The sequence below is a fragment of the Luteimonas aestuarii genome (genome assembly GCF_004357985.1).
GTDB lineage: Bacteria > Pseudomonadota > Gammaproteobacteria > Xanthomonadales > Xanthomonadaceae > Luteimonas > Luteimonas aestuarii.
Window position 1 is genome coordinate 469,814 of the sequence record NZ_SMTF01000002.1, and the last position, 12,140, is coordinate 481,953.

The 12,140-nt window shown below is 67.8% G+C and carries 9 protein-coding genes; 5 read left to right on the forward strand and 4 right to left on the reverse strand.

Features of this window, described 5'->3' with window-relative positions; genetic code table 11:
* The first annotated feature begins 43 nt into the window (after positions 1-43).
* The 5 genes from E2F46_RS04680 (at position 44) to E2F46_RS04700 (ending at position 6,577) form a co-directional block, all read left to right on the forward strand.
* Complete coding sequence (locus E2F46_RS04680; protein ID WP_133320909.1) at positions 44-2,110, forward strand: S9 family peptidase; 2,067 nt, start codon at positions 44-46, stop codon at positions 2,108-2,110.
* Between the two features lie 104 nt (positions 2,111-2,214).
* Positions 2,215-3,471, forward strand: a complete 1,257-nt coding sequence (locus tag E2F46_RS04685; protein WP_133320910.1) for a DUF819 family protein — start codon at positions 2,215-2,217, stop codon at positions 3,469-3,471.
* A 159-nt stretch (positions 3,472-3,630) separates the two neighbouring features.
* A complete protein-coding gene (locus E2F46_RS04690) occupies positions 3,631-5,307 on the forward strand; it encodes a carbon starvation CstA family protein (protein WP_133320911.1) in 1,677 nt (558 codons plus the stop codon).
* Complete coding sequence (locus E2F46_RS04695) at positions 5,304-5,585, forward strand: cory-CC-star protein (RefSeq protein WP_133320912.1); 282 nt, start codon at positions 5,304-5,306, stop codon at positions 5,583-5,585. Before E2F46_RS04690 ends, E2F46_RS04695 begins: the two co-directional genes overlap by 4 nt.
* Complete coding sequence (locus E2F46_RS04700) at positions 5,576-6,577, forward strand: ArsA family ATPase (RefSeq protein WP_133320913.1); 1,002 nt, start codon at positions 5,576-5,578, stop codon at positions 6,575-6,577. Before E2F46_RS04695 ends, E2F46_RS04700 begins: the two co-directional genes overlap by 10 nt.
* Here E2F46_RS04700 and corA read toward each other — a convergent pair.
* The 4 genes from corA to E2F46_RS04720 form a co-directional block, all read right to left on the reverse strand.
* Entirely contained in the window at positions 6,572-7,591 is a 1,020-nt protein-coding gene (gene corA / locus E2F46_RS04705) for a magnesium/cobalt transporter CorA (protein WP_425599799.1), read from the reverse strand. The genes E2F46_RS04700 and corA overlap by 6 nt on opposite strands.
* A gap of 115 nt (positions 7,592-7,706) precedes the next feature.
* Entirely contained in the window at positions 7,707-9,737 is a 2,031-nt protein-coding gene (locus E2F46_RS04710; RefSeq protein ID WP_133320915.1) for a glycoside hydrolase family 97 protein, read from the reverse strand.
* A gap of 110 nt (positions 9,738-9,847) precedes the next feature.
* Positions 9,848-11,017 (reverse strand): lipoprotein N-acyltransferase Lnb domain-containing protein, encoded by a 1,170-nt coding sequence (locus E2F46_RS04715; protein ID WP_133320916.1) that lies wholly within the window; start codon positions 11,015-11,017, stop codon positions 9,848-9,850.
* A gap of 172 nt (positions 11,018-11,189) precedes the next feature.
* On the reverse strand, positions 11,190-12,065 hold the full coding sequence (locus E2F46_RS04720; protein WP_133320917.1) for a CorC family transporter: 876 nt from the start codon (positions 12,063-12,065) through the stop codon (positions 11,190-11,192).
* Between the last annotated feature and the right edge of the window lie 75 nt (positions 12,066-12,140).

Consider the following 12,140-nt stretch of genomic DNA (forward strand, 5'->3'; position numbering starts at 1 on the left):
GCATTCGGCTACCATCGCCGGATCGAATCGCCCTGGAGTGCCCATGTCCCTGCGTACCGCGCTGTTGCCCTTGTGCCTGGCGGCCCTGCTGCCGCTGCAGGCCACCGAAGCCCGCGGCCTGACCGTGAACGACCTGGTGGCGCTGGATCGCGTCTCGTCGCCGGTACTGTCGCCCGATGGCCGCATCGTCGTGTTTGCGCAGCGCAGCATGGACCTGGAGACGGGCGCGGCGTCCACCGCGCTCTACGCACGCAACCTGCTGACGCGCGACATGGCGCCGCCGTGGCGCATCACGCCGGACGGATGGAACGTGAATTCGCCGTCGTTCTCGCCGGATGGCGCCACCGTCTACTTCCTCAGTGCCAAGGACGGCTCGCAGCAGCTGTACGCGATGCCCGTTGCGGGTGGCACGCCGGTGCAGCTGACGGCGTTCCCGCTTGGCGTCGGCAGTTATCGCGTGTCGCCGGATGGCGCACGCGTGGCGTTCAGCGCGGACACCTTTGCCGATTGCGGCGCAGACTTCGCCTGCACCCAGCAGCGCCTGGATGCGCGCAAGCAGGAGAAGGCGACCGGCGTGGTGTACGACCAGCTCTTCGTGCGCCATTGGGACACGTGGAAGGATGGCCGTCGCAGCCGCCTGTTCCTGGCGGACCTGCCTGCGGCCGGTGGCGCCTCCGTCGCTTCGGCGGCGCTGTTGAGCGGCGCGCTCGATGGCGACATCCCGTCCAAGCCGTTCGGCGATGCGGGCGACTATGCCTGGTCGCCCGATGGCACCAGCCTGGTCGCCAGCGTGCGCATCGCCGGCAACAGCGAGCCGTGGTCGACCAACTTCGACCTGTACCGCATCCCGGCCAATGGCGGCGCGCCGGTCAACCTGACCGAGGCCAACCCGGCCACCGATACCGGCCCGGTGTTCAGCCAGGATGGCGCCACGCTCTACTACCGCGCCATGAAGCGGCCCGGTTTCGAGGCCGACCGCTACGCGATCATGGCGATGGACGTTGCCACGGGCGCCACGCGCGAGATCGCGCCGGACTGGGACCGCTCGCCCAGCAGCATCAAGCCGTCCGATGACGGTGCGTCGCTGTACGTGGCGGCGCAGAGCGTCGGCGCGTATCCGCTGTTCCGCATCGACGTCGCGACCGGCGAGGCCACCGAACTGGTCGGCGACGGCACGGTGTCGTCGTTCGTGCTGGCCGGCGACACGCTGGCGCTGACCCGCAACACCTTGCAAAGCGGCGATACGCTGTATGTCGCCGATGCCGCCGGGCAGCACCTGCGGCAGATCACGCCCACTGCCGCCGAGCGCCTGCCGGACGTGGATTTCGGCGCGTTCGAGCAGTTCTCGTTCAAGGGCGCGGACAATGCCACCGTGTACGGCTACGTCGTCAAGCCGTCCGGTTTCGAGGAGGGCCGCACGTATCCGGTGGCGTTCCTGATCCACGGCGGCCCGCAGGGCAGCTTCGGCAACGGCTGGAGCTATCGCTGGAACCCGCAGACGTATGCGGGGCAGGGCTATGCGGTGGTGATGATCGATTTCCACGGCTCGACCGGCTATGGCCAGGCCTTCACCGATGCGATCACCGGCGACTGGGGCGGCAAGCCGCTGGTCGACCTGCAGAAGGGCTGGGACGCGGCGCTGGCGAAGTACGCCTTTCTCGATGGCGACAAGGCCTGCGCGCTGGGCGCCAGCTACGGCGGTTACATGGTCAACTGGATCGCCGGGCAGTGGAATGCGCCATGGAAGTGCCTGGTCAACCACAACGGCGTGTTCGATACCCGCTCGATGGGACTGGTGACCGAGGAGCTGTGGTTCACCGAGTGGGAGTTCGGCGGCACGGTGGCGGCCAACCCGCAGGGCTACGAGCGCTTCAATCCCGCGCGCCACATCGACAAGTGGAGCGTGCCGATGCTGGTGGTGGCCGGCCAGAACGACTTCCGGGTGCCGGTGGACCAGAGCCTGTCGACCTTTACCGCGCTGCAGCGCGCCGGCATCGAATCGCAGCTGCTGTACTTCCCCGACGAGAACCACTGGGTGCTGAAGCCGCACAACAGCATCCTCTGGCACGACACGGTCAATGCCTGGCTGAAGAAGCACATCGGCCAGTGAATCCTTACGCTTAGAAAGAAGCGTTCCAGTGCGCGGCGCCCCGTGACGGGGCGTCGCGCGCATGCGAGCCTTGCCGAGTCGACGTGCCGGGAGCACACCGCGAGATGGCGATCGAATCCACCGAACCCACCACTGCACTGATCACCAACGACATCGTGGTGTTCGGCCTGATCGCCGCCACGCTGGCGCTGGTGTTCTGGCTGGCCAGCGGGCCGACGCCGTTCTGGCGGAAGTTCTTCGCCTGGGTGCCGGCGCTGCTGCTGTGCTACTTCATCCCGGCGTTCTACAACACCAGCGGGTTGATCGATGGCGAGGGCAGCGGGCTCTACTACCTCGCCAGCCGGGTACTGCTGCCCGCTGCGCTGGTGCTGCTGACGCTGTCGATCGACCTCAAGGGCATCCTCAAGCTGGGGCCCCGACTGCTGTTCGTCTACGTGATGGCGACGGTGGGCATCGTGCTGGGGGCCATCGTCTCGTTCCAGGTGATGGAGTGGGTGATGCCGTCGGCAGTGGCGGGCGACACCTGGAAGGGCATGGCCGCGCTGGCCGGCAGCTGGATCGGCGGCGGCGCCAACATGGTGGCGATGCGCGAAGTCTACGAGGTGGATGCCACGCTGTTCGGGCAGTTCGCGGTGGTCGACGTGGCGATCGCCAGCATGGTGCTGGCGACCTGGCTGTTCCTGGCCAACCGCGCCGCGCAGATCGATGCCGCCAGCGGTGCGGATACCTCGGCCATCGACGAGATGCGCACGCGCATCTCGGCGTACCAGGCGGCGAATGCGCGCATCCCCACGCTGACCGACCTGATGGTGATCGTGGGCGTTGGCTTCGGCCTGGTGGGACTGGCGCATGCCATCGCCGGTCCGCTGGCGGCATGGTTTGGTGCCAACGTGGCCGCGGCGCCGCAGTTCAGCCTCGACTCCAGCTTCGTCTGGGTGGTGCTGCTGGCGACGGCGGCCGGCCTGGGGCTGAGCTTCACCGGCGTGCGCAGGCTGGAAGATGCCGGCGCCTCGAAGATCGGCACGGTCTGCCTGTACTTCCTGATCGCCTGCATCGGCATGCAGATGGACTTCACCAAACTGTTCGACCGCCTCGAACTGATCCTGATCGGCGTGATCTGGATGCTGGTGCACCTTGGCGTGCTGTGGTTCGCCGCGAAGCTGGTGAAGGCGCCGCTGTTCTACATGGCGGTAGGTTCGCAAGGCAACGTGGGCGCCGCCGCCTCCGCGCCGGTGGTCGCTGCGGCCTTCCACCCGTCATTGGCGCCGGTGGGCGTGTTGCTGGGCACGGTGGGCTATGCCACCGGCACCGTAGTGGCGTATGCCACCGGCCAGATTCTGCGGGTGATGGCGGGCACCTGAGCCGAGGCCACGACGCGATCCGGCGCAGCCGGCCGCGCGGCGGCGTTCGACTTTGGTCGAATCCCGGGGCGTGAAGCGGCCGATTGCCCTTCCATTCGCGGTGGCGACGTTCCATCCTCACGGTCGGTCCGGGACGGGCCATTGCCGGGAGGGCAGCACGTGAATGCGATCGTCTTGATGGTGGTGGGGCTGGGCGTGATGTCGCTCGGTTACCTGTTCTATTCGAAGTTCATCGCCGAGAAGATCTACCGGCTCGATCCCGACTTCGTCACCCCCGCGCACGAGCTGCGCGATGGCGTCGACTACGTGCCGACCAACCGTTTCGTGCTCTGGGGCCACCACTTCACGTCCGTGGCCGGCGCCGCACCCATCGTCGGCCCCGCCATCGCGGTGATCTGGGGCTGGGGCCCGGCCTTCGTCTGGGTGGTGCTGGGCACGGTGTTCTTCGCCGGCGTGCACGATTTCGGCGCGCTGTGGGCCAGTGTGCGCAACAAGGGCAAGTCGATCGGCATGCTCAGCGGCAGCTTCATCGGCCGTCGCGGGCGCAACCTGTTCCTGGTGGTGATCTTCCTGCTGCTGCTGATGGTCAACGCGGCGTTCGCGGTGGTGATCGCCAACCTGCTGGTCAGCACGCCCACCTCGGTGATCCCGACCTGGGGCGCGATCGCCGTCGCGCTGGTGATCGGCCAGCTCATCTACCGCTACAAGGTCAGCCTGCTGTGGCCATCGATTGGCGGCGTGCTGGTGCTGTATGGCCTGATCCTGGTCGGCAACCAGTATCCGGTGGTGTTGCCGGAGACCATCCTCGGCCTCAACGCGCGCTCGTTCTGGATCGTGTTGCTGTTCGGCTACGCTGGCGTGGCATCGTTGCTGCCGGTGTGGGTACTGCTGCAGCCGCGCGACTACATCAACGGCCTGCAGCTGTTCGTCGGGCTGGGCATCCTGTACACGGCGGTGCTGCTGTCGTCGCCGACCATCGTCGCGCCCGCGCTCAACGATGCGGTGCCGGCGGGTACGCCCAGCCTGGTGCCGTTGCTGTTCGTGACCATCGCTTGTGGCGCGATCTCCGGGTTCCACGGCCTGGTGTCGTCCGGCACCACGTCGAAGCAACTCGACAAGGAAACCGACGCGCGTTTCGTCGGTTACTTCGGCGCGGTGGGCGAGGGCATGCTGTCGCTGGCCGCGATCATCTGCTGCACGGCGGGTTTCGCGACCCTGGTCGACTGGCAGGCGGTGTACAGCAGCTTCGGATCCGGCGGCGTGGCGGCCTTCGTCAACGGTGGCGACACCCTGCTGGTCAACGGCCTCGGCATTCCCGAGCAGCTGGGCGCGACCATGCTGGCCACCATGGCCATCCTGTTCGCGGCCACCACCATGGATACCGGCCTGCGCCTGCAACGCTTCGTGGTGCAGGAAGCCGGCGAGATCGCCGGGCTGAAGATCGGCACGCTGGCGGGTACGGTCATTGCGCTGGTGGTGTGCATGGCGCTGGCGTTCGGCGCAGGCGCGGATGGCAGCGGCGGCATGGTGATCTGGCCCCTGTTCGGCACCACCAACCAGCTGCTCGCTGCGCTGACGCTGTCGATCATCTCGGTGATCCTGATCAAGAAGGGCCGCAACCCGTGGTTCACCCTGGTGCCGCTGTGCTTCCTGCTGGTGATGTCGCTGTACGCACTGGTGGTGCAGCTCAAGCAGTTCTACGAGGCCGGCAATTGGCTGCTGCTGGGCATGGACGTGGTGATCCTGGTGGCGGCGCTGTGGGTGACGTTCGAGGCGTTCATCGCAATGAAGAAGGGTCGCGACCCCACGCATGCCGACGCCGATGCGCGACCATGAGTGGCGCCGGCAACGGTACGCCTGAAAGCTGGCATGCAAAGCTGTCGGCGGGATTGCGCGAGTTCTACATCGCGCCCTACCGCCGCAGCTTCGCCCGCGCGCAGCGCGATGAGGAAGACCTGTTCATGATGCTGGTGTTCTCCGAGTCGCTGGGCGTGCCGAACCCGGCGACGTACTACACGCTGGAACTGATGCCGGCGATGTACGAACGCTTCCATGCCTGGCACCGGCGCATGGGCATGGAGCGCTCGCCGCTGGACCACGTGGGATGCTGCTGACGCTTGCCTCGTCGCGGCGGGTGCTGTTCTTCGGCGGCAAGGGCGGCGTGGGCAAGACCACGGTGGCGGCCGCCACTGCGCTGGCGCAGGCGGACGCGGGCGGGCGCGTGCTGCTGGTGTCCACCGACCCGGCGCACAATCTCGGCCATCTCTGGGGGCGGACGATCGGTCCGCAGGCGCAGCGCGTGGCGCCGGGGCTGGATGCGGTGGAGATCGATCCGGATGCCACGGTGGAAGCGCACCTGGCGCAGGTGGGCGATGCGCTGCGGCGGCTGATGCCGGAACACCTGTCCGGCGAAGTGGACAAGCATCTTGCCTTGTCGCGTGACGCCCCCGGCATGCACGAGGCGGCGCTGCTGGAACGCATCGCCGAAACCGTCGAGCGCGGCCTGCGCGACTACGACTTGCTGGTGTTCGACACCGCGCCGTCCGGCCATACCGCGCGGCTGATGGCCTTGCCGGAAATGATGTCGGCCTGGACCGAGGGCCTGCTGCAGCGGCAACAGCGCGCCGAGCGCTTCGGCGACCTGGTGCGCAATCTCGGCAGCGACGAAGGCATCGGCGGGCGGGCACTGGGGGGTGAACGCGCCGATACGCCGGCCGACCGCGACCAGCGCATCCGCGAACTGCTGCATCGCCGCCGCCATCGTTTCGCGCATCTGCGCGAAACGATCGTCGATGCCACCACCACCGCCTTCGTCATCGTGCTGGCGGCCGAACGCCTGCCGGTGCTGGAGACCATCGAGCTGCATGCGCAGCTGCAGCGCGCGGGTGTCGCGGTTGGCGGATTGTTGGTGAACAAGCGCTCGCCCGCCGATGCCGGCACGTTCCTGGCGGCACGCCGCAGGCAGGAAGCCGCGCATCTGGAGACGCTGCGCATGGCGCTGCCGGGGCTGGCGATGGAACAGCTGCCGCTGCAGCCGGACGATGTGCTCGGCGCGGCCGCGTTGCGCGGGATCGCCCGGCAGCTGCTGCCGGCCGAAACGTCATAGCCAGCGGATCTTCTTCAGGTACGCATACAACGCGCCGACCACGATTGCGACCAGGCCGATCAGCACCAGGTAGCTGTACTTGCCGTGCAGTTCGGGCATCGCATCGAAATTCATGCCGTACCAGCTGGCGATCAGCGTGGGTGCCGCCAGCAGCGCGGCCCAGCCGGCCAGGCGCTTGACCACCTCGCCTTGCGCCAGCGTCACCAGCGACTGGTTCACGGTGAGGGCGGTGCCGAGCATGTCGCGCATCGCGTCGAAGGTTTCGTTGATGCGCACGGAATGGTCCAGCACGTCGCGCAGGTACAGGCGGATGTCTTCCGGCACCAATGCGCTGTTGCTGCGCACCAGCTGCGCCAGCACGTCCTGCATCGGCGTGACCGCCACGCGCATGTAGATCAGGTCGCGCTTGAGGTCGTACAGGCGGGTGACGATGCCGCGGTCGAAGGTGTCGCTGACGATGTCCTGTTCCAGCGTGGACAGGGTCTGCTTGAGGTCGTCGACGATCGGCAGGTAGTTGTCGACGATGGTGTCGAGCACCGCGTAGAGGCCGCTGGCCGGTCCATGCGCCAGCAGTTCGGGCTCGCGCTCCAGCCGCGCTCGCGCAGGCGCATACGACAGCGAAGCGCCGTGCCGTACCGTGACCAGGTAGCGACGCCCGAGGAAGATGTGGGTTTCGCCATAGGCGATGCGCTCGTCCACCACCTGCGCGGTGTTGGCGACGATGAACAGCGAATCGCCATAGGCCTCCACCTTGGATCTCTGATGCGCCTTGCGCGCATCCTCGATGGCCAGGTCGTGCAGGCCGAATTCTTCCTGGATCGTGTCGAGCACGGCGGCGTCGGGTTCGTATAGGCCGATCCAGACGAAGCTGCCGTCGTCGACCGACAGCGCGTCGCTGATCGCCTCGATGGCGATGTCGCGGCGCTGTCCGTCGGGTGCATACACCGCGCAGTTGATCACGCAGGGTGGGTTGACGGGTGCGGTTGCCGGGATGTCTTGCGTCATGTCGCGCATCCTGCGCCAGATGCCTCTGCGGCGACAAGGGTCACGTTATCGGATCACACCCCAGGCGTCAGGGTCCTCCGCGGTGCAGGATCGAAAGTTCCGCGCCGATGCACGTGCCTGATCATCATTGCGCGACAAAGCGGATGGCCTGTCCACCACCGGAGGCCAGCGCCAGCGTCAGTGCATCGGCGGCGGTGACTTCGCGCTGTTCGATCACGATGGCGGTCTGGTCGGCCTGCCAGCCCGCGCCGGGGCCGTCGCGGTAGACCTGCGCAGTGTAGGTACGCCCGGCGTCGAGGAAATCCAGCGGCACGCGCAGTTGGCGGGCTTCGGCGTCGGTCACTGCGCCGAGGTACCAGTCCTCGGAATGGCGATCCTTGCGCGCGAAGGTCACGTACTCGCCGATCGCGCCGTTCAGCACGCGACTGTCTTCCCAGTCGACCGGCACGTCCTTGATGAACTGGAAGGCTTCCGGCTTCGCTTCATACTCTTCCGGCAGGTCGATGGCCATCTGCAGCGGGCTGTACAGCACCACGTACAGCGCGAGCTGCTTGGCCAGCGTGGTCGCGACGCGGTCGCCGTGGCGGCTCCGCATCGAGAACAGTCCCGGGGTGAAGTCGAACGGGCCGTCCAGCATGCGCGTGAACACCAGCGCGGCTTCGTGGCCGGGCGGATTGGGCGGCTGGCCCCAGGCGTTGTACTCCATGCCGCGCGCGCCTTCGCGGGTCACCCAGTTGGGGTAGGTGCGGCGCAGGCCGCTGTCCTTGATCGGCTCGTGCGGGTTGATCGAGATGCGGCGCTTCGCGGCCTCGGTGACGACGCGGATGTGGTGGTTCGCCATCGCCTGGCCCTCGTGCCATGCGTAGCGGATCGCGCCGTCGCTTTCGCGCACCTTGGCTTGGCCACCATCGGCCACGTAGCCGGTCTTGATTGCGGTGACGCCCAGGCGTTCGTAGAGATCCAGCGCGTCGGCCAGCTGGTCCTCGTAGTGCGCGGCGTGGCCGGAGGTTTCGTGGTGGCCGATGAGGATGACGCCCCTGTCGCGTGCATGCGCGGTGACGCGTTCGATGTCGAAGTCGGGATAGGCCTCGGTGAAGCTGAACTCCTCGCCGTTGGCGAACCAGTCGCCATCCCAGCCGAGGTTCCAGCCTTCGACCAGCACGCCACCGAAGCCGTGTTCGGCCGCGAAGTCGAGGTAGCGGATGGCTTCTTCGGTGGTCGCGCCGTGTTTCTCTCCGGAGCCCCAGGTCCTGGTATCGAGGTGCATCTCCCACCAGATGCCGAGGTACTTCATCGGCTTCACCCACGACACGTCGCCCAGCGCGTTGGGCGGGGCGAGGTTGAGCACCAGGTCCGACGTGGCCAGCCCGGCGGCCTCGTCCGACAACAGCACCACGCGCCACGGCGTGGCGAACGGCGCGGCGCGCGACACCTTGGCGACCTGCGTGCCCGGGAACAGCTGCGCGCGCAAGCGCCGGTCTTCCACGCGCACCAGGTTCATCGCCGAATAGTCCAGCAGCGCGGCCTCGTGGAAGGCGATGTGCAGGCCGTCGGCGCGGCGCAGCGTCATCGGCGTCTGCGCGAAGCCCACTTCGGCCAGCGGCGTGCGCTGGTAGACGTACTCCTTGCGGTTCCACTCCTGTGCGGGAATCCACCAGGCGGTGGCGTCCTCGGCCAGGGTGAATTCGGTCAGTTCCTCGGCGATGTGGAGCCGCTGCAGGGCAGCCTGCGCCGGAAAGTCGTAGCGGAAACCCAGGCCATCGTCGAACACGCGGAACACCACGTCGAAACGGCGCCGGTCGCCGTTGGTTTCGACGAAGCCCACGCGCAGCTCGTTGTGGTGGTCGCGCACGAAGCGGCGCTCGCCCCAGGGCTGTTCCCAGGTGTCGTCGTAGTAGCGCGTGGACTGCGATGCGATGCGCAGGTTGCGGTCCAGCTTGGCGACGTCGGTGAACAGGAAGCCCAGTTGCGACGAGGCGATGACCGGCTTGCCGTCGCGGGCGACCGAATAGCGTGCGCGGCCATCATGGTCGGTGGCGACCTCGACGGTGATGCGGCCATCGGGTGATGCGACGCGGGCCACGGTGGCGTCCTGCGCGAGCAGGGCCGCCGGGGAGGCGCAAAGCGCCAGGAACAGGACGAGGCGCTGCAGCATCGGGAGATGCCTCCGGGTCGGGGGTCTGTCCGGATTCTGTCATGCAGTCACGCGCACGCACGGCTGCATACGTATGTACTGCGGGCGCAACAACGCGCGTTGCGCGGCGATCAGCGACGAATGGGTGTCGCGTGCCGGGTGAGGGTGGCGGCGAGGGCGACGTGGATCGGCAGCAGCAGCGAGATCCAGTGCAAGTTGCGTTGCGGCAATACCGGCAGCCAGTTGAAGAACAGCGCCAGCACCGCGCACAGCGCCACCAGCCATGCGGTCCAGAAGAACAGCGGGCCGGCGCGGCCACCGCGGGCGATGCGCCAGCCGCCCGGCAGCAGCAGCAGGCAAAGCGGCGGGAACAGCAGCAGGTTGTAGTTGGCCCACGCGAAGCGGTGTTCGGTGCCCAGCCACAGGAACAGCATCAACAGGCCCAGCGTGCCGCTCAGTCCCCAGAACGGAACCGCTGCCGCGGCAATGCGCGTCCGGTGTCGCGCCGCCAGCAGCTGCGCGGCGATGGCGACGGCCAGTCCGGCCAGCAGCCACGGCCACCATTCGCGCGGGCGCTCCGGCGGTTCGGCAGGCAGCCGGTGGGGCAACACTTCGACCGTCTCGCGGACCAGCGGCCGCCCGTCCGCACGCGTCGCGGTGGACAGCGCATCGGCCAGGCGCATCGGCACGAAGGCATCGCGCCACAGCGAGTTGGGACGATCGGCACTCGGGCCCAGGCCGATGTCGAAACCCAGCCACATCCATGGAGCCGGCGAAGCCAGCCGCACCGCATCGCCGCGATAGGTGTTGCCGCGCGAACGTCCGGCGAGCAGGTTGCGCAGGCGGCCGTCGAGGGCGCGGTCGAGCGCATCGCGCACGCGCGTGGAGCAGTTGTCCAGGAAGTAGTCGTAGCGATAGCGGGCGTTCTCCGGCTTCGCGTTTTCGGCGAGTGCGGCGGCCAGGGCGAGCGCTTCCCGGTCGTCGAGGTCCAGCCACTGGATCGACACGCCCCGGCCCACCTCCCGATAGTAGGCCAGGTCGTCTTCCAGCGGCAGCGCCACCAGCATGTAGTGCATGTCGCCGCGGATGAAGTTGCCGACGAAGCCCGGTTCGTCCAGGTCGAAGAAACCGAAGTTGTACGACACCGGCCCGCCCAGCGCGGGATCGTCGACCACGATGGCGTTGTGGCCGAAGCGTTCGAAGAAGATCTCGCCCGGTTGCATCGTGGCCACGCCGATGCGCGGTGTGGCGTGCACGGCCAGGCTGGCGAGCAGCAGCGCCACGAGCAAGGCGGCTTGCATCGACAGGCCGCCTCTCCCGTTCACGGGGGTGGAGGGAGGCTTGCTTGCGCGGCCCTGCCGCGCAGGTGACCCGATCGACGGGCGTCCTGTGCCGGGCTGGACGGGTTGTGGGGGTGCGAGGCACCGGACAGCCCCCCATCCCGGCCTTCCCCCGCCCGCGGGGGAAGGGGCACTAGTTGCTGTCATGGTCCGCATGCACGCTGACGTGCAGCGCGTGCAGCCGCCGCGCGTCCGCGCGGGTGACGCGGATGCCGAAGCGCCCGAGGGTCAGCTCCTCGCCGGCTTCGGGCAGGTGGCCGATGGCCGCAGTGACCAGGCCGCCGATGGTGTCGTACTCGTCGTCGTCGAAATCGGCGCCGAAGCGCTCGTTGAAATCGGCGATCGGGGTCAGCGCGTCCACGATGAACTGGCCGTCGGCCTGCGCTGCGATCAGCGCGTCGGGGTCCTCGGCGTCGTCGTGCTCGTCGTCGATCTCGCCGACGATCTCCTCCAGCACGTCCTCGATCGTCACCAGCCCGGCGACGCCACCGTACTCGTCGATCACGATCGCCATGTGGTTGCGCGACTGGCGGAACTCGCGCAGCAACAGGTTGAGCTTCTTCGACTCCGGGATCAGCACGGCCGGGCGGATCAGCTCGTGGATCGTGACCGGCCCGTTGTCTGCGACCACGCCGCGCAGCAGGTCCTTGGCCAGCAGGATGCCAAGGATCTCGTCCTTGTCCTCGCCGTGCACCGGGAAGCGCGAGTGGCCGGACTCGACCACCTGTTTCATCAGGTCGATGAACTTCGCCTCGGCGGGCAACGCCACCATCTGCGCGCGCGGCACCATCACGTCGCCCACGGTCATGTCGGACACGGCCAGCGCGCCCTCCATCATCCGCAGGGTGTCTGCCTCGATCAGGCCGTCGGAATGGGTATCACGCAGCAGTTCGACCAGATCGTCGCGGGTGCTGGGCTCGCCGGAGATCGCCGAACTCAGGCGTTCCAGCCAACTGCGCCGCTTCTCCGGGGTTTCGGGGGCGCTGGGACTACTATCGTCCTCTGACATTTCTGTAACTTGTTGATTCTTCGTCGTCCACGTGGACGGCGCAGTCAGTCTAGCGTGCCTGCGTGGAGGTTGTGC

What these genes read in the sequence shown, in the direction of transcription:
- E2F46_RS04680 (WP_133320909.1), top strand. Translation starts at nt 44, where the DNA reads ATGTCCCTGCGTACCGCGCTGTTGCCCTTGTGCCTGGCGGCCCTGCTG.
- E2F46_RS04685 (WP_133320910.1), top strand. Translation starts at nt 2,215, where the DNA reads ATGGCGATCGAATCCACCGAACCCACCACTGCACTGATCACCAACGAC.
- E2F46_RS04695 (WP_133320912.1), top strand. Translation starts at nt 5,304, where the DNA reads ATGAGTGGCGCCGGCAACGGTACGCCTGAAAGCTGGCATGCAAAGCTG.
- E2F46_RS04700 (WP_133320913.1), top strand. Translation starts at nt 5,576, where the DNA reads ATGCTGCTGACGCTTGCCTCGTCGCGGCGGGTGCTGTTCTTCGGCGGC.
- corA (WP_425599799.1), bottom strand. Translation starts at nt 7,591, where the DNA reads ATGCGCGACATGACGCAAGACATCCCGGCAACCGCACCCGTCAACCCA.
- E2F46_RS04710 (WP_133320915.1), bottom strand. Translation starts at nt 9,737, where the DNA reads ATGCTGCAGCGCCTCGTCCTGTTCCTGGCGCTTTGCGCCTCCCCGGCG.
- E2F46_RS04715 (WP_133320916.1), bottom strand. Translation starts at nt 11,017, where the DNA reads ATGCAAGCCGCCTTGCTCGTGGCGCTGCTGCTCGCCAGCCTGGCCGTG.
- E2F46_RS04720 (WP_133320917.1), bottom strand. Translation starts at nt 12,065, where the DNA reads ATGTCAGAGGACGATAGTAGTCCCAGCGCCCCCGAAACCCCGGAGAAG.